The organism is Stenotrophomonas sp. TWI1151 (genome assembly GCF_039673135.1).
Lineage (GTDB): Bacteria > Pseudomonadota > Gammaproteobacteria > Xanthomonadales > Xanthomonadaceae > Stenotrophomonas.
Genome location: NZ_JBDJLA010000001.1, coordinates 416606 through 437861, shown reverse-complemented (window position 1 = coordinate 437861; position 21256 = coordinate 416606). Strand labels below are relative to the sequence as shown.

The window sequence follows — 21256 nt, the reverse complement described above, 5'->3', positions numbered from 1 at the left end:
GTGTCACTGGATGCTGGGTGTCGCCGTGGCGCTTTTCGCATGCGCAGGCAGCGTGCGGGCAGAAGACGGTTACGCCCTATGGCTGCGCTACGCACCGCTGGAACCTGCGCTCGCGGCGGACGACCGGGCACGGCTGGGCGGGGTCGTGGCTCCCGATAAGACCCCGACGCAACGCGCCGCGCGCGAGGAACTTGTGCGTGGCCTCACCGGCCTGCTGGGTCGCGCGCCGCGGATGCAGATCGCGCCAAGCGCAGACCCCACCGTGGTGCTGGGCACCCCGGATTCGTCGGCCGTGATCGCGCCCCTCCGCCAGGAGATTGGCTCACTCGGCGACGATGGCTACCTGCTCAGGCGTGCGCACATCGGCGGGCGCGAGGTGCTGCTGGTAGCCGCGCGCCGGGATATCGGCGTCCTGTATGGCGTGTTCCATCTGCTGCGACTGCTGCAGACCGGCGCGTCACTCGATGCCCTCGAGGTTCGCGAATCACCCCGCCTCCGACTGCGCGTGCTCGACCACTGGGACAACCTGGACGGCTATGTGGAGCGCGGCTATGCGGGCCGCTCGCTGTGGGACTGGCAGACCCTGCCGGAGTGGCGGGACCCACGCTATACGGACTATGCGCGTGCCAACGCCTCGCTCGGCATCAACGGCACCGTGCTGAACAATGTAAACGCGAGCGCGCAGAGCCTTGCGCCGGCATATCTCATCAAAGCCGCCGCGCTGGCAGACAGGTTCCGCCCGTACGGCATCCGCGTATACCTGAGCGCGCGCTTCAGCGCGCCCATCGAGCTGGGCGGGCTGAAAAACGCCGATCCACTCGACCCGGACGTGCAGCGCTGGTGGCGCGACAAGGCTGACGAGATCTACGCGCGCATTCCGGATTTCGGTGGCTTCCTGGTCAAGGCCAATTCGGAAGGACAGCCCGGACCGCAGGACTATGGCCGTTCGCATGCGGACGGGGCCAATCTGCTGGCGGACGCGCTGGCACCGCATGGCGGCGTGGTGATGTGGCGCGCCTTCGTCTACGCGCATGAGGTGCCCGAGGACCGCGCCACGCAGGCCTACACCGAATTTGCCGGGCTCGACGGTGACTTCCGCCCGAACGTGATCGTGCAGGTGAAGAACGGGCCCATCGACTTCCAGCCGCGGGAGCCGTTCCATCCCCTGTTCGGGGCCATGCCACGCACGCCGCTGATGATGGAGGTCCAGATCACCAAGGAGTATCTCGGCTTCGCCACGCATCTGGTCTACCTGGGGCCGCTGTACGAGGAGGTGCTGCAGTCCGACACCCACGCACGCGGTGCGGGCGCCACGGTCGCGCAGTTTCTGACCGGGATCGCCGGCGTCGCCAACATCGGCAGCGATCGCACCTGGAGTGGGTCGCACTTCGACCAGGCCAACTGGTACGCCTTCGGCCGTCTCGCCTGGAATCCGGCCCAGTCCGCCCGCGACATCGCGGCGGACTGGGCCGCGATGACGTTCGCGCCGGATCCCGAGGTGGTCGTGCCCATCGTCGAGATGATGATGGTCTCGCGCGAGGCCGCGGTGAACTACATGACGCCGCTGGGTCTGCACCACCTGATGGCGCGCGGGCACCATTACGGGCCCGGCCCCTGGGTGGACGGCGGTCCGCGCGCGGACTGGACCGCCGTGTACTACCACCGCGCCGACCGCGATGGCATCGGCTTCGATCGCACCGCGAGCGGCAGCAACGCGGTGGCCCAGTACGCCCCCGAGGTGGCCACCGTGTACGGCGACCTGGCGCGGGTGCCGGAGCCGCTCCTGTTGTGGTTCCACCATGTCCCGTGGAATCACCGCATGGCCTCGGGACGACCGTTGTGGGACGAACTGGTGGGGCGTTACTCCCTGGGTGTGCGTCAGGTGGAAGGAATGCAGGCCACCTGGGCAGGCCTGCAGGGCAGGGTGGATGCGCAGCGGCATGCGCAGGTCGCCGCCTTCCTCAGCATCCAGCGGCGCGAAGCGCAGTGGTGGCGCGATGCCAGTGTGGCGTACTTCCAGTCGATCAGCGGCAGGCCCTTGCCTGCGGGCGAAACCGCGCCGCCACACGCGCTGACCTGGTACCAGCATCTGCAGTTTCCTTCCGCGCCGGGAGATGGGCGATGAGTCGGCCACGGGCGATCCTCTGGATGCTGGCGACCGCCGTGACATGCGCTGCCATGCCGGCGGTGGCACAGGAACCGGCAACACCGCTGCTGCATCCGCTGTTCCAGGACCACGCCGTGCTGCAGCGCGACCAGCCGATTCCGGTCTGGGGCCATGCTGCGCCGGGCACCCCGGTTTCCGTGGCGTTCGCACGCCAAACCGTCACCACGCGCGCGGATGCCGGCGGCCAGTGGCGTGCAACGCTGCAGCCCATCCCCGCTGGCGGCCCCCACGACATGACCGTCCGCGCAGGGCAGGCCACCCGGAACGTGCATGACGTGCAGATGGGCGATGTCTGGTTGTGTTCCGGGCAGTCGAACATGGACCTGCCGGTCTGGCGCGCGCTTGATGCAGACAGTGAGATCGCCTCCGCCACGCACCCGACGATTCGCCTGCTCACCGTGCCCAAGGCCGCAGCCGTTACGCCGCAGAGCACGTTCCCGGCGCCGACGGCGTGGAGGCCGGCGTCGCCAGCCGCGGTGCGCGACTTTTCCGCCGCCTGTTACTACTTTGCGCGTGAACTGCAGAAGACCGTCAACGTCCCGATGGGGCTGATCCAGGCGGCGTGGGGCGGCTCGCGGATCGAGGCGTGGACCAGCGCCGACGCGCTGCGTACGCAGCGCGGCATGGACCCCGCGCTTGACCTGCTCGCGCTCTACGCAAGCAACCCTGCGGCGGCAACCGCGGGCTGGGGCGAGGTATGGCAGCAGTGGTGGTCGACGCGCGACGGAGCCCGGCAAGGCGACACTCCCTGGCAGCCAGGCGCGGCCAACACGGCATGGCACACGGCCCCCGCCGCGCTGGGGGCATGGGAGTGTTGGGGCGTGCCGGACCTTGCCGCGTACAACGGCATGGTCTGGTACCGCACCCAGGTCACGCTGACGGCCGCGCAGGCGGGGCAGGGTGCACGGCTTGCGCTGGGGCCCGTCGATGAGACGGACATGACCTGGGTCAACGGCGTGGCGGTGGGCAGCCAGTACGGTGCCGGGGAGGCGCGGCGTTACACACTTCCGGCCGGGCTCTTGAACGCCGGTGAGAACACGGTGGTGATCAACGTACTGGATACCTACGGCGAGGGCGGGCTGTCGGGACCGGCCGACGCTCACGCCGTGCAGCTGGACGACGGCACGCGCATCGTCCTGGACGCACCGTGGCACTACCGGGTGGCGCCCGGCACACAACCACCGCCGCTGGCGCCCTGGCATGCCGCCACCGGTCTGTCGACGCTGTACAACGGCATGATCGCACCGCTCGGCGGCTATGGCCTGCGTGGGATGCTCTGGTACCAAGGCGAGTCGAACACGGCGGACGGTGCCGCTTATGCCAACCAGCTGCGCAGCCTGCGCGATGACTGGCGCAGCCGGTTCGGTGCGCGGTTGCCGTTGCTGGTGGTGCAGTTGGCCGGCTATGGGCAGCCGCCCCAGGCGCCGGTGGAGAGTGGCTGGGCGCAGGTGCGCGAGGCGCAGCGTCGCGTCGCGGCGGAAGACCCGCTTACCGGGCTCGCGGTGGCCATCGACATCGGCGATGCGTACGACATCCACCCGCCCAACAAACAGGAGCTGGGCCGGCGCCTGGCCCGGGTGGCACGTCACGTGGCCTACGGCGAACGGGCGCTGGCACCTTCCGGCCCGACGGTTCGCACCGTGTCGCGCGGGCAGGGCGAAGCAAGGATTGCGTTCGACAATGTCACCGGCACCCTGGTCACGACCGGTGCGAACGGCCCCATAGGATTCGAGCTCTGTGACGCCGATGCACGGCACTGCCGCTATGCCGACGCGGTGCTGGAGGGGCGTGAGGTTGTGTTGGATTGCATGGATTGCGTGGAGCCGGCCAGCGGCCGGCACGACCGGAGCGGCGCGTTGCGTGTGCGCTATTGCTGGGCGGACGGTCCGGTCTGCACGCTACGCGACAGCAGCGGTGCGCCGGCCGGGCCCTTCGAGCTTTCCCTTAACGCTGCGGAGGTTCGCTGATGCGCCTGCTGATGGCCACGGTCGTTCTGCTGTTGTCGGCGACAGTGTCGCCACTGGGCGCTGCGCCTGCGCCACCGGTTTATTTCGACTGGTTCGACTATTCGGGTCACGACGCGGCCTTTGAAGCACCGCTGCCCGCCGGTCACTACCGCAACCCGATCCTGGCCGGCTTCCATGCGGATCCCAGCATCGTCCGCGCCAACGACCGCTTCTATCTGGTCAATTCGAGCTTCACGTTCTTCCCGGGCATTCCGGTATTCGAGAGCATCGATCTGGTGCACTGGAAACAGATCGGCAACGTGATCGACCGCCCGACGCAGCTGGACTTCGATGGATTGAACGTATCGCGCGGCATCTTCGCGCCGGCGATCGAGTACCAAGACGGCATGTTCTATGTGGTCACCACGGCCGTCGACAGTGGCGGCAACTTCATCGCGACCGCGCGCGACCCTGCCGGCCCCTGGTCCGACCCGCACTGGCTGCCCAGCGTGGAGGGCATCGACCCGTCGCTGTTCTTCGACGAAGACGGCGCCGTCTACCTGGTCAACAACGATGTGCCACCCGGTCCGCAGCGCTACGAAGGCCACCGCGCCATCTGGATGCAGCAGATCGATCTGGCCGCGTTCAAGCCGGTGGGGCCGCGCAGGGTGCTCATCGACGGCGGGGTGGAGCCGGCGAAGAACCCGATCTGGATCGAGGGTCCGCATGTCTTCAAGCGCGATGGCTGGTACTACCTTTCCGATGCCGAGGGTGGCACCGGACCGCAGCATTCCCAGGTGGTCCTGCGCAGCCGCGAGGTCTGGGGGCCCTACCTCCCGTATGCGGGCAATCCGATTCTTACCCAGCGCGACCTGCCGGACGACCGGCCGCTGCCGATCACCAACGCCGGCCATGCCGATCTGGTGGAAGGTCCGGACGGCGCCTGGTGGGCGGTGTTCCTGGCCAGTCGCAATTACCAGACGCGCCACTACAACACGGGGCGGGAGACGTATCTGCTGCCCGTGCAATGGCGGGATGGCTGGCCGGTGATCCTGCCGGCCAACCAGGCCATTCCGTACGTGGTCAAGGCGCCGTCGTGGATGCAGGGCGATGCCTCGCAGGCCCCATCAACCGGCAACTTCGTCGATCGCGACGGCTTCGATGCACCGACGCTCGGCATGGGATGGTTGCGGGTACGCGTCCCCAAACAGGCGTGGGCAGACCTGGGCCTGCGTCCGGGTAGCTTGGCCGTGCATCCGTTGCCGGAGAACCTGGATACGCTGCGCAACCCCGCCTTCCTTGGCCGCCGTCAGCAGCATCTGCGCTTCGAGGCCAGCACCGACATGACGCGGCCGGCGACGGGTGTGGCGGCGGGCCTTGCTGCGTTCCAGAGCGAGCGTTACTGGTACTTCCTGGGCGTGCGCAGCCTCGGCGGGGATCGCGTGGCGATCTTCCTGGAAGGGCGCGATGGCAGCGGCGTGACCCGCACCCTGGCCACGCGCACCGCGACGGCGTCCACGTCGCTGCGCCTGAAGATCGCCGGTGACGGGGGCCGCTATGCGTTCGCATTCGACACGGATGATGGGCAGGGCTGGCAGACGCTCGCCGACGACGTGGACGGAACGGTGTTGAGTACGGATCGCGCAGGCGGCTTTGTCGGCGCGCTGCTGGGACCATTCGCGCGCGACGAGCGCGCCTTGAGGAGCAAATGATGACGCGTGCGCCTTACCTCTGCAGTGGCCGTCGTGGCCCCACCTTCCGCACCCTGGTGCTGTGCGCTGCCATGGCAGCGGCGACCGCCGGTCATGCCGCGGAAACCCAGCCGTGGCTGGACACCTCGGCCAGCTTTGAAACCCGCGCCGCCGCGCTGGTGGGGCAGATGACCCTGGAGGAAAAGGCCGCCCAGATGCAGAACGCCGCGCCGGCCATCGAGCGCCTTGGCGTTCCGGCCTACGACTGGTGGAACGAGGGCCTGCACGGTGTGGCGCGGGCAGGACAGGCCACGGTGTTCCCGCAGGCCATCGGGCTGGCCGCCACGTTCGATGTGCCGTTGATGGGGCAGGTGGCCACCACCATCAGCGACGAGGCACGCGCCAAGCATCACCAGTTCGTGCGCGAGGGCTCGCATGGCCGCTACCAGGGCCTGACCTACTGGTCGCCGAACATCAACATCTTCCGCGATCCGCGGTGGGGCCGGGGCCAGGAAACCTACGGCGAAGACCCGTACCTCACCGCGCGCATGGGCGTCGCCTTCGTGCACGGCCTGCAGGGCGACGACCCGGTGTACCGCAAGCTCGACGCCACGGCAAAGCACCTGGCGGTACACAGTGGTCCCGAGGCGGATCGCCACCACTTCGACGCGCGGCCCAGCAAGCGCGACCTATACGACACCTACCTCCCGGCCTTCGAGGCACTGGTCAAGGAAGGCCAGGTCGACGCGGTGATGGGCGCCTACAACCGGGTGTACGGCGAGTCCGCCAGCGCCAGTAAGTTCCTGCTGCGCGACGTGCTGCGCCGGGACTGGGGCTTCAAGGGCTACGTGGTGTCCGACTGCTGGGCCATCGTCGATATCTGGAAGCATCACAAAATCGTGCCGACCCGCGAGGCCGCCGCGGCGCTGGCGGTCAAGAACGGCACCGAGCTGGAGTGCGGCCAGGAGTACGCCACGCTGCCCGCAGCCGTACGCCAGGGCCTGATCAGCGAAGCGGAGATCGACGATGCGGTGACGCGCCTGTTCACCGCGCGGATGCGGCTGGGCATGTTCGATCCACCCGAGCGCGTGCGCTGGGCGCGGATACCCGCGTCGGTGAACCAGGCACCGGCGCACGATGCGCTGGCCCTGAAGGCCGCACAGGCATCGCTGGTGCTGCTGAAGAACGATGGCGTGCTGCCGCTGCCACGCACCCTCAAGCGCATTGCCGTGGTCGGCCCGACTGCCGATGACACCATGGCATTGCTCGGCAACTACTTCGGCACACCGGCGGCACCGGTGACGATCCTGCAGGGCATCCGCGACGCGGCGAAGGGCATCGAGGTGCGCTATGCACGCGGCGTGGATCTGGTCGAAGGACGCGATGATCCCAGCGCGACGCCGCTGATCGAGGCGGCGTATCTGCGACCCTCAGCCGACTCCCCGGAACGCGGCCTGCGCGGCGAGTACTTCCGTACGCCCGATCTGTCCGGGACACCGGCGCTGGTCCGCACCGATGCGCAGATCGGCTTCCGCTGGGACCGCGGCTCGCCGACCGACAACCTGCTGGCCCGCGGTGAAGCGGCGCCGGGGCAGGGCATTCCCAACGATGGCTTCAGCATCCGCTGGCGAGGCCAACTGCTGCCGCCGGTCTCGGGCCGTTACCGGATCGAGGCGGCCGCCGATGACGGCTTCCGTCTCTACGTGGATGGCAAGCGGGTGCTGGACCATTGGGCCAACAGCGATCGCCTGCGCAGCGACGGGGTGGATCTGGACCTGCAGGCGGGCCGTGCCTATAAACTGACGCTGGAGTACTACGATGCCGAGCGCGACGCCGGCGTGCGGCTGGGTTGGCGCATGCCCGGGGCGAAGCCGCCGTTCGAAGAAGCCGTCGATGCTGCCCGCAGCGCGGATGTGGTGGTGTTCGTCGGCGGCCTGACCGGCGACGTGGAAGGCGAAGAGATGACGGTCAACTATCCGGGCTTCGCCGGCGGCGACCGCACCGACCTGCGCCTGCCCGCCACCCAGCGCGCCCTGCTGGACGCGCTGCACGCCACGGGCACGCCGGTGGTGATGGTGCTGACGGGAGGATCGGCGCTGGCGGTGGAGTGGGCCCAGGCGAACCTGTCCGCGATCCTGATGAGCTGGTATCCCGGGCAACGCGGCGGCACCGCCGTGGGCGAAGCGCTGTTCGGCGACGTCAACCCGGGCGGCCGGCTACCGGTAACGTTCTACAGCGCAGACCAGGTGATGCCCGCATTTGATGATTACGCAATGGAGGGCCGCACCTACCGCTACTTCCGCGGCACGCCGCTGTATCCCTTCGGCTACGGGCTGTCCTATACCCGTTTCGACTACGGCAAACTGAGCCTCGATGCGCCGCGCATCTCCGACAACGGCGCGCTCAAGGTGCAGGTGGAGGTGGCCAACACCGGCGAGCGTGCGGGCGATGAAGTGGTGCAGCTGTACGTCCGGCGGTTGGCGGCCGGCGCAGGCGATGCGCAACAGACGCTGCGCGGCTTCCAGCGCGTTCATCTGGCGCCGGGCGAGCGGCGCACCGTGGCGTTCGATCTCGAGGCGCAGCAGGCGCTGCGCGAGTACGACGACGCGCGCGGCACCTATGCCGTGCCGCCCGGGGCGTATGAGGTACGGATAGGCGGCTCAAGCGCCGATGCCCGCGTGCGGAGCCGCTTCACCGTGGAGGCGAATCGTGACTGATACCCGCCACGGGGAGACCCCCGAGCACACGCTGTCCGTCCGGGAGAAGCTGGGCTACAGCCTGGGCGACCTCGCGGCCAACCTGATCTTCCAGACGCTGATCACCTACCTGGCGTTCTTCTATACCGATGTGTACCGGTTGCCGCCCGCCACGGCGGCCACCATCATCTTCGTGATCGGCCTGCTGGGTGCCTTCGTGTTCACCCCGCTGATCGGCATTGCCGCCGACCGCACCGCCAGCCGCTGGGGAAAGTTCCGGCCCTGGATCCTGTGGACGGCGATCCCGTTCGGCGTGCTGTCACTGCTCGCCTTCAGCACGCCGGACCTGGGCGCACAGGGCAAGGTCCTCTATGCAGTGGTGACCTATGGCCTGCTGATGTTCGTGTACGCGGCCAACAACCTGCCGTACTCCGCGCTCAGCGGCGTGCTGACCGGCAGCATGGCCCAGCGCAACAGCCTCTCGGCCTACCGCTTCGTGGCGGTGATGATCGCGCAGTTCATCATCCAGGTCCTGCTGTTGCCGCTGGTGCTGATCCTGGGCGACGGGGATCGCGTGCAGGGGTTCGAACGGGTGATGACCGTGTTCGCGGTGGTGGGCACGCTGTTCTTCCTGATCACCTTCGCCACCACCCGTGAGCGCATCGTGTCGGCGAAGGAACAGACCGGCGGGGTGATGCAGGACCTCACCGACCTGCTGCACAACCGGCCGTGGAAGGTGATGCTGGCCCTGACGGTGCTGGTCTTCATCAACCTGGCCCTGAAGGGCGGCACCTACATCTACTACTTCCAGTACTACATGAGCGAGGCCGCACTGGCGGGCTTTCTCGATGCTTCCGGTTTCAACCGTTTCATCGGCGGATTGAACGCGGCCCTCAACGGATGGGGCCTGTCCGGCTTCACCTGGCCGGAGGATCCGGCGACCTCGGCCTTCAGCCTGTTCAACGCCTGCGGCATCCTTTGCATGATCCTGGGCATTGGGGTCTCCCGGCGCCTGGCCGACCGCTTCGGCAAGCGTGATGTGTTCGGTGGCGCGCTGCTGGTCTCGACCTTGTTCCTGCTGGTGTTCTACCTGTTTCCGCCTACAGCGGTGGGGGTGGCCTTTGGCGCCTTCATGCTGCACGGGTTCTGCTACGGCATCACCATCCCGCTGCTCTGGGCGATGATCGCCGATGTGGCCGATTACTCCGAATGGAAGAACCATCGCCGCGCCACGGCAATCATCTTCTCCGCGATGCTGTGCGGGCTGAAGATCGGGCTCAGCATCGGCGGTGCGCTGGTTGCCGGCATTCTTGCGCACCACGGCTATCAGGCCGGCGCGGAACAACAGCCCCAGGCCGTGGTGGACGGCATCCGGCTGACCGTAAGCATCTACTGCTCCCTGCCGTTCCTGGTCGCGGTCGCGCTGCTCTTCTTCTACAAGATCGACAAGCGCATGGAGACGCGCATCGAGCAGGACCTGCACCTGCGTCGGCAGGGAAGCACCCTTGATCAGCTCAAGGCGCATGCCATCTCCCCGCCGCTGGTGACCCACATCTACACGGCCGACCCCTCGGCCCATGTATTCGAAGGGCGCCTGTACATCTATCCGTCGCACGATATCGACGGCGGCGCGCCCTTCGACGACGAGGGTGGCCACTTCCGCATGGAGGATTACCACGTGCTGCGGATGGACTCCCCCGAGGGCGAGGCCACCGCTTGCGGCGTGGCGCTGCATGTGCGCGACGTGCCCTGGGCCGCTCAGCAGATGTGGGCACCGGATGCGGCGCACCGCGACGGCCGTTACTACCTGTACTTCCCGGCCAAGGACGCGCAGGGCATGTTCCGCATCGGCGTCGCGGTGGCAGATCACCCCGAGGGCCCGTTCACTGCGGAGCCCGAGCCGATGGAGGGCACGTACTCGATCGACCCGGCCGTGTACGAGGATGATGACGGCACCCATTACCTCTACTTCGGCGGCATATGGGGCGGCCAACTGCAGAAGTACCGCGACAACCGCTTTGATGTGGCGCATGAGGAGCCCACCGGCGACGCGCCGGCACTTGGCCCGCGAGTCGGCCGGTTGGACGCGGGCATGACACGGCTGGCGGAGCCCACGCGCGAGATCGTCATCCTGGACGAGCACGGACAGCCGCTGCGGGCTGACGACCATGCGCGCCGGTTCTTCGAAGGGCCGTGGCTGCACAAATACCAGGGGCGGTACTACCTTTCGTATTCGACCGGCGATACGCACCTGCTGTGCTACGCCATCAGTGACAGCCCATATGGACCGTTCACCTATACCGGCGTGATCCTCAAACCCGTGGTGGGCTGGACCACGCATCACTCCATCTGCGCGTTTGGGGGGCAGTGGTACCTCTTCTATCACGACGCCTTGTTGTCCGGCGGCGTGACCCACCTGCGCTCGGTCAAGTGCACGCCGCTGCAGATGGAGGCGGACGGCAGCATCCGGACGATCGATCCGTATGGCGCTTGAAACCGCATCACCGAAAGACGATGCGCAGGCGCCGTTGCCTGCTGGGCGCCTGTACTGGTTGCGGGCAGGCAGGCTGGAGGTCGCGCTTGCACCGGACGCCGGTGGACGCGTTGCCCAGATGCGGTACGACGGCGTGGACTGGCTGGTGGGCGAGCAGGAGGGTGGGGCAGCTGCGATCGGATGGGGGTGCTATCCGATGGTGCCGTGGGCGGGGCGCCTGCGGCGCGGGCGCTTTGTGTTTGATGGAAACCGATATGCGCTGCCGACGAACTTCGGCGGGCACGCGATCCACGGGGTGGGATTTTCACGGCCGTGGCAGGTCGACAGTCTCGGGGCGGACAGCGCGACCCTGTCGCTCGAGTTGCCTGAGGATGGGTATTGGCCCTTCGGGGGGCGCGCGACCCAGGTAATCCGTATGCTGGCTGACCGTCTGGAGCTGCGCCTTGCGGTGCAAGCCGGCGACCAGGCGATGCCGGCGACGCTTGGATGGCACCCGTGGTTTCGGAAGCCCGATCAGGTGCTGTTCTCGCCGAGTGCGATGTATCCACGGGACGGGGAGGGCATAGCTGTATTGCCCTGTATTGCTCCCACGCCTGGGCCTTGGGATGACTGCTTCATCAGCCAGGCTGAGGTGACGCTGGTGTCAGGAGACCAGCGGCTGCAGCTGCGGGCGGATACGGATCACTGGGTGGTGTATGACGGTGCTGCGCACGCGACGTGTGTGGAGCCGCAGACCGGGCCGCCTGATGGGTTTACGTTGGCGCCGAAGCGGCTGGAGCCAGGACAGACGCTTGAGCTGAACCTCATGATCGAGTGCGCGAAGGCGTAGAACACGCCCCGCGTGGCCCCGCGATCTGCCAACGTCGCAGATCCATTCAATTCGCCGAACTATGCCCACATCGCTATAGTTGAACTTCAGGGTGGGGGATAGCTGATGGAGCGGATAAAGAAGGAACTATCGATCGCCGACGTCGCCGGCTGGGGGTCTGGCCTCGTAACGTTCGGGCTCGTCCAGGGCGCGCTATATCTGCAGTCGTACTGGAGCCAGTTCGGCGTAGATCCATTCCAGTTTGTCGCCGTGAGCGAGATTGCACTGGCCGGCCTAGCGGGTATTGGAGTGGTGCTCGGCCTCATGCTTGTTGCCATTTTGTTGGGAGGCTGGCTGGAGGGCAAGATAGTCAGCACCAGCCCAGATCGCAGAGTGCTCACGCGGATCGCACCAGTTGCTCTACTCATAGGGACGGGAGCGATCATCTGGTGGGCAAGCGCATGGACCATCCTGCTGGGCGGTCTGCTCACGGTTGTCTGCCTAGTTGTAGTAATGAATGCACCGGCAGTGCCCAGCTCAGTAAAAAGCTCGCCCTTGCTGACGTCCGCTGTAGCGATGCTTGTTTATGTTTCGACAGCTTCGAGCTGGTTGGGCGCTGAGCGTGCGGAAAAGATCATACAAGGGGACAGAAAGTACGTCGCAAGCGTGACGGTCGGCCGCAAGACGCTTGATGGGCTGAGTCTGATTGGCCGCTTGGGCGACACCTATGCTTTTTGGGATATGGCGCGAAAAGCGACATTACTTCTGCCAGCGAGCGACCTCAAGAGCCTAGAGATAGCACGCGGACGTGCCGCAAATGCGCCAGATCGCCCGTGACCGATTCAAAGCTGATGTAGTCTTGGCTGTGACGCGTATCAGCTTCAGCCCCACATCACGGGAAGGTTGGATACCGTATTCAGGCGGTAAGTTTCCATAACACGCCGCCGGACGGCGTCGAACAGGGACGTAGCTCAATGCACACGGATCACCGCAATTACTTCAAGTTCACTTCGAAGGCCCGCCTGGACAAGTCCGTCAACGCGCTCATCGGCATCGTCGAAGGTATCGTGATCGACGGCCAGATCAACGCCCTTGAGCTCGACTACCTCAACCTGTGGCTGGCCGAGCACGACGCCGTGCGTGACCAGCACCCCTTCAGCGAGCTCGTGCCGGTTGTCACTGCCGCGGTAGCCGACGGCGTCCTGACCGAGGAAGAGCATGCAGACATCGTGTGGCTGTGTGAACGTCTGCGCTCGACTGAGTTCTACGACGACGTGACTGCGGACCTGCAGCGGTTGCACGCCATCATGGGGGGCATCGTTGCGGACACGCATATCTCCGTGGAAGAGCTGCGCGCCCTGTCCGATTGGATGGCAGATCACGAGCACCTGAAGACATTCTGGCCCTTCGACGAGGTGGGCAGCCTGATCACAGGCGTGCTCGCCGACAAGCAGATAGACGCGAAGGAACACGCGTTGCTGCAGGCTTTCTTCGCGGAGTTCACGCCCTTGCTTGACGATCGCACAATCACCAGTCCGCCCGTATTGCAGGGGCGGCAGATCGTTGGCCTATGCGCGGTAGACCCAGAGATCAGCTTCCTGGACAGGGGGTTCTGCTTTACAGGCGCGTCATCGCGCTTCACCCGCGCCGAATTCCAACGCGCCGTTGAAAAGCTGGGCGGATCAGCCCATTCATCTCCGTCGAAGAAAGTCCACTACCTGGTCATCGGTGCGGAAGGCAATCCTTGCTGGGCATTTGCATGCTACGGACGCAAGGTCGAGAAGGCCATTGAGCTACGTAAAGCAGGATCACGGGTCGTCATCGTCCACGAGCTCGACTTTCACGATGCATTGGCCGATCACGGCAGCTAGTGGGCACGCTCAAGGGATGTCCTTCGGCACCAGCCGCAGCAGTTTCCCATCCGCGCCGTCGGTGAGCGCGTAGATGGCACCGTCTGCGGCGACCTTGACGTCACGAATGCGTGCACCTAGTTCAGCCAGCAACAGCTCCTGGCGTTCCACCCGATCACCGTCGCGAACGAGGCGTCGGATACTGTGCTCACGCAATGCAGGCACCAGGAAATCTCCCTGCCATCCCTTGAAAAGGGTGCCGTGATAGACGGTCAAGCCAGAAGGTGCGATGGACGGCGACCAGATCACCTCCGGGTCCTCGAACCCCTGGTGCTGCGTAAACGGGCTCACCCGGGCAAACGGGTAGTCGATACCGTGACTGACCAGAGGCCAGCCGTAATTGCCACCCGGTCGAAGCCGGTTGAGCTCATCGCCGCCGCGCGGCCCGTGTTCGCTGACATAGATGGCGCCGGTGACGGGGTCACGCACGATGCCTTGCGGATTGCGGTGCCCTGAGGTGTAAACGGTCGCGCCGCTGGCATTCGGGGCGAGAGAAATGCGCATCACTTTGCCCAGCGAGTTGTTTTCGTTCTGGGCGTCTTCCCGGCGTGCACTGCCGTCGCCCACCGTCATCAGCACGGTGTGCGTGCCAAGAAACGCCAAGCGCCCGCCGTTATTGCCGTCGCTGGGTTTTGGCGTGGACTCGAATAGAACCTCCACCTGATCTACGGACCACTCACCGTCGGCGAACATCAGCGCGCCACGAATCAAACGGACGCCAACGCCGCGAGGATCACGGTAGCCCTGCGTCAGATAGATGCGGTGGTCTCTCTCGAAATCCGGTGAAAGGGCAATGTCCATCAGGCCGATCACACGCTCCCGCTGATATCCCGCGGGTATCCTGGAAAGGTTGACGCCCACACGTTTGCCGGCCCGGTCAATCACCTTAAGCTGGCCAGCCATTTCGGTGACGAGCAGGCTTCCGTCCGGCAGTTCCGCCAACGACCACGGCCACTGCAGGCCGTCAGCGACGATGGTGGCTTGGTATCCCGCCGCCGCAGGCGGCTGTTTCGGCGTCGGGCGCATCAACAGGAACGACGTAAGCGGCAGCAACACCAGGCAAGCAGGCAGCAGGTAAGCACGGACACGGTGCAGACGCGGCCCGCGCACGGCACGCGCCGCCAGCGCGTGGCTCACATATCCTCCGACCAGCCCACACAAGCTGAGCGCGGCGAAGCCCGGCATCTCCCGGATCGCAGCGATCGCCGGCATCGGGATCACACTGCGCAGCAGCGCCAGCACGATGGCCAGCCCGGCCACACCGGCGAGCAGCGCGCAGGGCAGGGCGCTCAACCCCAGGCGCCGCAGGCCTGCTTGCAGACCCAGCGCGAGGACGCCGCCTGCCAGTGAAAAGCCGAACATCACCGGCCCGAACCGGGCCAGATCCTCCACGGTAACGTCAGCCCGGGCCTGCCAGCCGACCTCCAGGCCGAGCTGGGTCAGCGCATGCAGATTGATCTGGGTCTGCAGCAGGCTGGCAACCGCGGCGGTAGCCAGTGTCGCCGTCAGAGTGATGGAGACTGTTCGCAACCAAGAGCGCATGCAGGGAGTTCGTCAGGACAAGCCGAAGGCGCACTGTAGCAATGGGGTCCAGTGAACCTCCAGTGATGCCCTCTGCTGAAGAATTCACGGCAGAGGAACTGCACGAAAGCGACCCTTTACGGACCGCCTTTTGAAGTGAAGAGTCTCTCTCCATGCCCAACAAGCAACTCACCACGATCAATCCGCTGACCGAAGCAGTGCTCGCCACCTATTCCTACATGTCTGACGCCGAAGCCGCCGCCGTCGTGAAGGCAAGCCATGAAGCCTTTTTGCAATGGCGTCTGCGCAGCCTGGATGAGCGCGCAAAGATGATTGCGAACATCGCCAAGGCGCTTCGTGAGCGCAAGGAAGAATTTGCACAGCTGATGACCGACGAGGTCGGCAAGCTCATTGAAGACAGCCGCACCGAAATCGAGCTGTGTGCCGCTATCTGTGACTACACCGCCAAGCAGGGTCCGGTCGCTCTGGCCGATGAGGAGCGCGACGTGGACGGTGCCACAGGCATCGTGACCCACGCGCCCATCGGCGTTGTGTACGGTATTCAGCCATGGAACTTTCCGGCCTACCAGGCGATCCGCTATTCCATCGCCAGCCTGATGGCCGGCAATGGCGTATTGCTCAAACATGCCGAGAGCTGCACCGGCAGTGGGCTGCTGCTGCGTGATATCTACGAAAGCGCCGGGCTGCCCAAGGGGCTGTTCGGGGTGCTGTTGATCAGCCACGACCAATCCAATGACATCGTGGAAAACGATCTGGTGCGCGCGGTGACCCTGACCGGCAGCGAGGCGGCGGGACGCACCGTGGCTGCCAAGGCGGGCGCGGCCCTCAAGAAGACCGTGCTTGAGCTGGGCTCCAACGACGCCTATCTGGTGCTGGACGATGCCGACCTGGATCTGGCGGTGGCGACCTGTGTGAAAGGCCGCCTGTTCAACAACGGGCAGACCTGCGTCAATGCCAAGCGCTTCATCGTGACAAAGAAGAACTACGACGCCTTCGTCAGCGGCTATGCAAAGGCGTTCGAAGCGATCCGGATGGGCGATCCGAATGCCGACGACACCCAGCTCGGCCCAATGGTCTCCAAGGCGCAGCGCGACAAGCTGCACGAACAGGTGACCAAGAGTGTCTCCCAGGGGTCACGTCTGGTGGTTGGCGGCGAAGTACCAGACCGCACCGGCTGGTTCTACCCGGCCACGGTGCTGGCGGATGTGGCGCCGGGGCAGGTGGCCTACGAAGATGAGCTGTTCGGCCCTGCTGCGGCCATTATCCGCGCCGAGAACGATGAGGATGCGATGCGCATCGCCAACGACAGCCGCTACGGCCTGGGCGGCGGCATCTTCAGCCGCGACGTGCAGCGTGCCCGGGAGCTGGCCACCAAGTACTTCGACACCGGCATGATCTTCATCAACACCTTCGACGTGGCATCGCCAGCGCTTCCGTTTGGTGGTGTGAAGGCGTCGGGCTATGGTCGCGAGCACGGTCCGGAAGGTCTGAAGGAGTTTGTGAACGTCAAGTCGATCAAGATTGCCGCGAAAGCATCGGCTTGATTTCAGCACAGGCGCATGGCCAAGGATGGCCAGGGCGTCGATGGCGGTCAGACATCAGTGGGACACGGCAGGGATCAACTGCTCCCCCTGTTCGCTGAAACGGGCAAGCAGCGCCGGGGCTACTGTCGACACGGGTCTTCGCTAGATGTCATTGGGTACGCAATAGTCAGTGACCTGCCTGACGGCCTCGCGTGCGTAACGCGTGACCCCAATCAGCGTGGCAGAGGCCATACCATTCCAATCCCCGTATCCCAACAACCAAACTGAGGGCATCGCCACCGCGCGCAGGCCGCTGCCGTCGACCTCCACCCGGCCCTTCGGGGTTACAAGGTCCAAACCCTTCAGGTGGGACAACGCCGGGCGGAAGCCGGTGCACCAGATCACCGCATCGAACGGCCGTTCGGTGCCATCGGCCCATTGCATGCCGGCGGGGGAGAAGCGGGCAGGCGGTGGGACCGCGGCGAGTACCCCTCGCGCCCGCGCGTCGAGCACCGGCGGCACCATCACGATGTCGCCGAAACCACCTGGCGGCAGCTCGGGCTCCCTGCCTTCTTGCTGCGCCTTCCATCGCTCAGTGGCGCGTTCGAACAGCACGCGGCCATCGACGTCATCGGCCAAGAAAGCCGGTTCGTGCTGGGTGATCCAGGTGGTTTCAGCCACCATCGATACTTCAGCCAGAATCTGCGCACCGGAATTGCCACCGCCCATGATGGCCACCCGCATTCCGGCAAAAGGCGTGGCGGTACTGTAGTGGGCAGAGTGCAGCTGGATCCCGGCAAAGGAGTCCAGCCCCTCGTACTCGGGCGTGTAGGGTTCTCCCCATGTTCCGGTGGCGCTGATCACCGCCCGCGCCAACCATTGCCGACCGTCGCTGGCCTCCACCCGCAGCCGTTCGCCGACGCGGGTGATTCGTTGCACGCCGATGGGGCGAATGATCGGCAGCGCATATTTCTGTTCGTACTGCGCCAAGTAGGCCAGCACCTCCGCACGCGGAGGGTAGGGGCCTTGGCTGGCGGGCATGGGCCATCCGGGAATGGAGCTCCAGCCCGCCGGGGAAAACAGATGCAGCGATTGCCACGCATGCTGCCATGCGCCGCCGGGCGACGCTTGTGCATCGAGAATCACATAGGACAGCCCGCTGCGACGCAGGAAATAGCCGGCTGAAAGACCCGACTGGCCACCTCCAATTACCACCACATCAACGCTGTCCATCTGTGCTCCCTCGCGCCGCCGCGCTCAGGCGGCGTTCTTACGCTGCTGTTGATCGGAGATTTTGACTGCATCCAGGTAGCGCTCGGCATGCGCCTGCATGCGGGTCATCAGGTCCGGGCCCATCAGGCCGTGTGCATCTCCAGGCCAGTTGTCCACCTCGGTGGTGGTCATCAGCTGGCCGCCCTGCTGCAGGCCGGTGATCACGACGGGCTTGAGGTTGGCGCGCGCGGCGTAGACGGCGGCGGTCCAGCCGGCCGGGCCGGAACCGAGGATCAACAGCAGGATGTGTCGGATCGTGCTCATGACTCAATGACTCCGTGCGTCGGCAGGAAAGTAGCGCTTGCCCAGCCGCAGGGCGACATGGACCAACAGGATAAGCACCGGCACCTCCACCAACGGACCGATGACTGCAGCGAAGGCGACCGGCGAAGCCAGACCAAAGGCGGCGATGGCGACGGCAATGGCCAGCTCGAAGTTGTTGCCAGCCGCCGTGAAAGCGATTGCAGTCGTGCGTGGGTAGTCCTTGGCAATGAACTTGCCCATGAAGAAGCTCAGCACGAACTGAATGATGAAATAGAGTGTCAGCGGGATCGCGATGCGCACTGCGTCCATCGGGATGCGCAGCACATCGCCCCCCTTCAGGCTGAACATGGCAACGATCGTGAAGAGCAGCGCCGCCAGCGTGATCGGACTGATCGCCGGCAGGAACTTATCTTCATACCAACGCACGCCCTTGCGCGCCTTGAGCCAGCGGCTGGTGAGGAACCCTGCGAGGAAGGGGATGCCCAGATAGATCAACACCGCCTCGGCAATGGTCCAGAAGCTGACGTCGATCACGCTGCCCTGCAGCCCGAACACCGGCGGCAGCCACGACAGAAAGAACCAGGCATAGACAGTGAATAGCGCGATCTGGAAGATCGAGTTGAAGGCCACCAAGCCCGCCACGTACTGTCCATCACCGCGGGCGAGCTGGTTCCAGACCAGCACCATGGCAATGCAGCGTGCCAGGCCAATCAGGATCAGGCCGGTCATGTATTCGGGGTAGTCGCGCAGGAACAGCGCCGCCAAACCGAACATCAGGAACGGACCGATGATCCAGTTCTGCACCAGCGAGAGCATCAGTACGCGCTTGTCGGCAAACACCTTGGGCAGCTCTTCGTACTTCACCTTGGCCAGCGGCGGATACATCATCAGGATCAGGCCAATGGCGATCGGGATGTTGGTCGATCCGATCGATAGGCCGTGGAGCGCGCTGGGCACGCCTTCGAACATCGCGCCCAAGCCGACGCCCAGGGCCATCGCCAGGAAAATCCAGAGCGTAAGGTACCGGTCCAGGAAGGACAGGCGGGGGGAATCAGTAGTCATGGCAGGTCTCGGAAAAGCGCTTAGTCAATCTGCGCGATCGGGTCGAGGCGGGCCTTCAGCGCCACGCGGTCGTCCCAGGCGCTGTCAGGAATCTCCAGGAAGGCCTGCAGGCGTCGCTTGATGATCTGATGGGCACGATCAAAGGCTTCTGCCTTCTGGGCATCCGAACCTTCCACGCCGGCCGGGTCGAACAGGCCCCAATGCACGCGGGCGGCCCATTTTTTAAGGGTCGATTCGGCAAGCACGCTGCGGGCGGAGTTGCCAGTACACAAGAACAGAACACGACGGGTCATTTGAGCGATCTCTATGACGGGGGAAGGTCAGCAGCCAGCAGGACGTTCGCAGGCTTGTTCGTCGGCGCAGCAGTTTTCGGTCAGGTAGGCCACCAGCGCGCTCATTGCCTCGAACTCGGCCCGGTAGCAGATGGTGCGACCGCGCTGCTCGGCGGTGATCAGGCCAGCGGCCAGCAACTCCTTCAGATGGAAGGAGAGGGTGGCGCCGGGAAGGGAGAGGGACTGGGCGATGTCGCCGGCCAGCTTGCCGCCACTTCCGGCCTGGACCAGCAGGCGGAAGATGGAAAGCCGGGTGGCGTGACCCAGGGCGGCCAGGGCGTGAGTTGCGTTTTTATGTTCCATGATTCTAGAATAGTCGAATCGAATAAGCAGGACAACCCCCCATGCAACACCTTCCCAATGTCGTCCCGGGCGCCTTGAACCCTCCGGTGGCCGAAAAGCTGAGCGAGCCGAATGCCGCGCCGCACCGGCCCCGCATCCTGATCTTGTACGGTTCCCTGCGCCCGCAGTCGTTCAGCCGAAAGCTGGCGTTGGAGGCACAGCGGTTGCTGGAACATCTGGGCGCAGAGACCCGAGTGTTTGATCCGCATGCGCTGCCGATGCTCGATTCGGTGCCCGCCTCCCACCCCAAGGTGCAGGAGCTGCGTCAGGCCTCGTTGTGGTCCGAAGGGCACGTGTGGGTCAGCCCGGAACGGCACGGGACGCTGACTGCCGTGTTCAAGAACCAGATTGACTGGCTACCGCTGGAAGAGGGCAGCGTACGCCCGACCCAAGGTCGCACCCTGGCAGTGATGCAGGTCTGCGGTGGCTCCCAGTCCTTCAACGTGGTCAACGCGTTGCGCGTTCTCGGCCGCTGGATGCGGATGGTCACGATTCCGAACCAGTCCTCGGTGGCCAAGGCCTGGCAGGAGTTCGATGACGAGGGGCGCATGAAGCCTTCGGCCTACTACGATCGCGTCGTGGATGTGATGGAAGAGCTGGTCAAGTTCACCCTCCTGGTGCGTGGACGCAGTGACTACCTGGTTGATCGCTACAGCGAACGAAAGGGGGCTGTCGAAGCGGCCGCGCTGACTGCCGCGGCCGGCGTCGTCGAGACCGCATTGAATGACAAGGAGAGCGCATGAACGCTGTCATCTATCACAACCCCAGGTGCGGCACCTCGCGAAACACCTTGGCGTTGATTCGCCACGCCGGCATTGAGCCTGAAGTCATTGAGTACCTGGTCACCCCACTCAGCCGAGCGCGCCTTGCCGAGCTGATTGCCGCCGCCGGTTTGGATGTTCGCAGCGCGATCCGCCAGAAGGGCACCCCCTATCTGGAACTGGGGTTGGACGATCCCGCGTTGAGCGAGGACGCACTGCTGGATGCCATGCTGGCCAATCCTATTCTCATCAACCGCCCCTTCGTCCAGACCACCATGGGCACGCGCCTGTGCCGGCCTTCTGAGGTGGTTCTGGACATCCTGCCAGCAGTGCACGAGCCCTTTATCAAGGAAGATGGCGAAGTCGTGATCGATCAGGACGGCAAGCGCGTCCGCTGAGTTGCTAAGTGGCAGGGAGAGTTCGAGAGTATGCAGAGCGCGTCCAGA

Annotated in this window: 17 protein-coding genes and 1 pseudogene; 12 read left to right on the top strand and 6 right to left on the bottom strand. The window is 65.3% G+C overall.

Annotated elements, in window-relative coordinates; genetic code table 11:
- Nucleotides 1-10 precede the first annotated feature (10 nt).
- The 9 genes and pseudogenes from ABE422_RS01935 to ABE422_RS01895 all read left to right on the top strand — a co-directional run bounded on the left by ABE422_RS01935 (nucleotide 11) and on the right by ABE422_RS01895 (nucleotide 13673).
- Nucleotides 11-2125 (top strand): alpha-glucuronidase family glycosyl hydrolase, encoded by a 2115-nt coding sequence (locus ABE422_RS01935; protein WP_313209921.1) that lies wholly within the window; start codon nucleotides 11-13, stop codon nucleotides 2123-2125.
- The gene (locus ABE422_RS01930; protein ID WP_346482339.1) at nucleotides 2122-4134 is read left to right on the top strand and encodes a sialate O-acetylesterase; all 2013 of its coding nucleotides are present in this window, start codon (nucleotides 2122-2124) and stop codon (nucleotides 4132-4134) included. The genes ABE422_RS01935 and ABE422_RS01930 overlap by 4 nt, the downstream gene beginning before the upstream one ends.
- The gene (locus ABE422_RS01925; protein ID WP_346482337.1) at nucleotides 4134-5825 is read left to right on the top strand and encodes a glycoside hydrolase family 43 protein; all 1692 of its coding nucleotides are present in this window, start codon (nucleotides 4134-4136) and stop codon (nucleotides 5823-5825) included. Before ABE422_RS01930 ends, ABE422_RS01925 begins: the two co-directional genes overlap by 1 nt.
- Before the next feature lie 71 nt (nucleotides 5826-5896).
- Nucleotides 5897-8521: a glycoside hydrolase family 3 C-terminal domain-containing protein gene (locus tag ABE422_RS01920; protein ID WP_346467168.1), complete on the top strand. Its 2625-nt coding sequence runs from the start codon at nucleotides 5897-5899 to the stop codon at nucleotides 8519-8521.
- A pseudogene (locus ABE422_RS01915) lies at nucleotides 8514-9995 on the top strand (MFS transporter); the annotation flags it as partial. The gene ABE422_RS01920 and the pseudogene ABE422_RS01915, both read left to right, overlap by 8 nt.
- Before the next feature lie 48 nt (nucleotides 9996-10043).
- The gene (locus ABE422_RS01910; RefSeq protein ID WP_346467169.1) at nucleotides 10044-10994 is read left to right on the top strand and encodes a glycoside hydrolase family 43 protein; all 951 of its coding nucleotides are present in this window, start codon (nucleotides 10044-10046) and stop codon (nucleotides 10992-10994) included.
- The gene (locus ABE422_RS01905; RefSeq protein ID WP_346462355.1) at nucleotides 10984-11823 is read left to right on the top strand and encodes an aldose epimerase; all 840 of its coding nucleotides are present in this window, start codon (nucleotides 10984-10986) and stop codon (nucleotides 11821-11823) included. The genes ABE422_RS01910 and ABE422_RS01905 overlap by 11 nt, the downstream gene beginning before the upstream one ends.
- A 105-nt stretch (nucleotides 11824-11928) precedes the next feature.
- Nucleotides 11929-12639 carry a hypothetical protein gene (locus ABE422_RS01900; protein WP_346467090.1) on the top strand — a complete coding sequence of 237 codons (711 nt, stop codon included), beginning with the start codon at nucleotides 11929-11931 and terminating at the stop codon, nucleotides 12637-12639.
- Between the two features lie 137 nt (nucleotides 12640-12776).
- Complete coding sequence (locus ABE422_RS01895) at nucleotides 12777-13673, top strand: BRCT domain-containing protein (RefSeq protein ID WP_346467091.1); 897 nt, start codon at nucleotides 12777-12779, stop codon at nucleotides 13671-13673.
- A gap of 9 nt (nucleotides 13674-13682) precedes the next feature.
- On the opposite strand, the gene ABE422_RS01890 is transcribed toward ABE422_RS01895, so the two are convergent.
- Entirely contained in the window at nucleotides 13683-15254 is a 1572-nt protein-coding gene (locus tag ABE422_RS01890; RefSeq protein ID WP_346466462.1) for a PQQ-dependent sugar dehydrogenase, read from the bottom strand.
- A gap of 152 nt (nucleotides 15255-15406) precedes the next feature.
- Here ABE422_RS01890 and ABE422_RS01885 point away from each other — a divergent pair, with 152 nt between their 5' ends.
- Complete coding sequence (locus ABE422_RS01885; protein WP_346467092.1) at nucleotides 15407-16798, top strand: aldehyde dehydrogenase family protein; 1392 nt, start codon at nucleotides 15407-15409, stop codon at nucleotides 16796-16798.
- A 141-nt stretch (nucleotides 16799-16939) separates the two neighbouring features.
- On the opposite strand, the gene ABE422_RS01880 is transcribed toward ABE422_RS01885, so the two are convergent.
- The 5 genes from ABE422_RS01880 to ABE422_RS01860 are packed head-to-tail and all read right to left on the bottom strand — an operon-like array spanning nucleotide 16940 to nucleotide 20010.
- Nucleotides 16940-18010: an ArsO family NAD(P)H-dependent flavin-containing monooxygenase gene (locus tag ABE422_RS01880; protein WP_346467093.1), complete on the bottom strand. Its 1071-nt coding sequence runs from the start codon at nucleotides 18008-18010 to the stop codon at nucleotides 16940-16942.
- Between the two features lie 24 nt (nucleotides 18011-18034).
- Nucleotides 18035-18313, bottom strand: coding sequence for an FAD-dependent oxidoreductase (locus tag ABE422_RS01875; RefSeq protein WP_346467094.1), 279 nt, complete (start codon nucleotides 18311-18313; stop codon nucleotides 18035-18037).
- Nucleotides 18314-18316: 3 nt separating this feature from the next.
- The gene (gene arsB / locus ABE422_RS01870; RefSeq protein WP_346467095.1) at nucleotides 18317-19375 is read right to left on the bottom strand and encodes an ACR3 family arsenite efflux transporter; all 1059 of its coding nucleotides are present in this window, start codon (nucleotides 19373-19375) and stop codon (nucleotides 18317-18319) included.
- 20 nt (nucleotides 19376-19395) lie between these two features.
- A complete protein-coding gene (locus ABE422_RS01865; protein WP_346467096.1) occupies nucleotides 19396-19668 on the bottom strand; it encodes a hypothetical protein in 273 nt (90 codons plus the stop codon).
- A 27-nt stretch (nucleotides 19669-19695) separates the two neighbouring features.
- Nucleotides 19696-20010: a metalloregulator ArsR/SmtB family transcription factor gene (locus ABE422_RS01860; protein ID WP_046272489.1), complete on the bottom strand. Its 315-nt coding sequence runs from the start codon at nucleotides 20008-20010 to the stop codon at nucleotides 19696-19698.
- Between the two features lie 41 nt (nucleotides 20011-20051).
- On the opposite strand from ABE422_RS01860, the gene arsH reads away from it, so the two are divergent.
- Nucleotides 20052-20792, top strand: a complete 741-nt coding sequence (gene arsH, locus ABE422_RS01855; RefSeq protein WP_346467097.1) for an arsenical resistance protein ArsH — start codon at nucleotides 20052-20054, stop codon at nucleotides 20790-20792.
- Complete coding sequence (arsC, locus tag ABE422_RS01850) at nucleotides 20789-21208, top strand: arsenate reductase (glutaredoxin) (protein ID WP_346467098.1); 420 nt, start codon at nucleotides 20789-20791, stop codon at nucleotides 21206-21208. Before arsH ends, arsC begins: the two co-directional genes overlap by 4 nt.
- Nucleotides 21209-21256 lie beyond the last annotated feature (48 nt).

Bases quoted from the DNA above. Each gene is read 5' to 3' on its own strand.
- ABE422_RS01920 (WP_346467168.1), top strand. From the start codon at position 5,897: ATGGCAGCGGCGACCGCCGGTCATGCCGCGGAAACCCAGCCGTGGCTG.
- ABE422_RS01890 (WP_346466462.1), bottom strand. From the start codon at position 15,254: ATGCGCTCTTGGTTGCGAACAGTCTCCATCACTCTGACGGCGACACTG.
- ABE422_RS01865 (WP_346467096.1), bottom strand. From the start codon at position 19,668: ATGACCCGTCGTGTTCTGTTCTTGTGTACTGGCAACTCCGCCCGCAGC.
- arsC (WP_346467098.1), top strand. From the start codon at position 20,789: ATGAACGCTGTCATCTATCACAACCCCAGGTGCGGCACCTCGCGAAAC.
- ABE422_RS01925 (WP_346482337.1), top strand. From the start codon at position 4,134: ATGCGCCTGCTGATGGCCACGGTCGTTCTGCTGTTGTCGGCGACAGTG.
- ABE422_RS01860 (WP_046272489.1), bottom strand. From the start codon at position 20,010: ATGGAACATAAAAACGCAACTCACGCCCTGGCCGCCCTGGGTCACGCC.
- ABE422_RS01900 (WP_346467090.1), top strand. From the start codon at position 11,929: ATGGAGCGGATAAAGAAGGAACTATCGATCGCCGACGTCGCCGGCTGG.
- ABE422_RS01880 (WP_346467093.1), bottom strand. From the start codon at position 18,010: ATGGACAGCGTTGATGTGGTGGTAATTGGAGGTGGCCAGTCGGGTCTT.
- ABE422_RS01875 (WP_346467094.1), bottom strand. From the start codon at position 18,313: ATGAGCACGATCCGACACATCCTGCTGTTGATCCTCGGTTCCGGCCCG.
- ABE422_RS01885 (WP_346467092.1), top strand. From the start codon at position 15,407: ATGCCCAACAAGCAACTCACCACGATCAATCCGCTGACCGAAGCAGTG.
- arsH (WP_346467097.1), top strand. From the start codon at position 20,052: ATGCAACACCTTCCCAATGTCGTCCCGGGCGCCTTGAACCCTCCGGTG.
- ABE422_RS01905 (WP_346462355.1), top strand. From the start codon at position 10,984: ATGGCGCTTGAAACCGCATCACCGAAAGACGATGCGCAGGCGCCGTTG.
- ABE422_RS01930 (WP_346482339.1), top strand. From the start codon at position 2,122: ATGAGTCGGCCACGGGCGATCCTCTGGATGCTGGCGACCGCCGTGACA.
- arsB (WP_346467095.1), bottom strand. From the start codon at position 19,375: ATGACTACTGATTCCCCCCGCCTGTCCTTCCTGGACCGGTACCTTACG.
- ABE422_RS01935 (WP_313209921.1), top strand. From the start codon at position 11: ATGCTGGGTGTCGCCGTGGCGCTTTTCGCATGCGCAGGCAGCGTGCGG.
- ABE422_RS01895 (WP_346467091.1), top strand. From the start codon at position 12,777: ATGCACACGGATCACCGCAATTACTTCAAGTTCACTTCGAAGGCCCGC.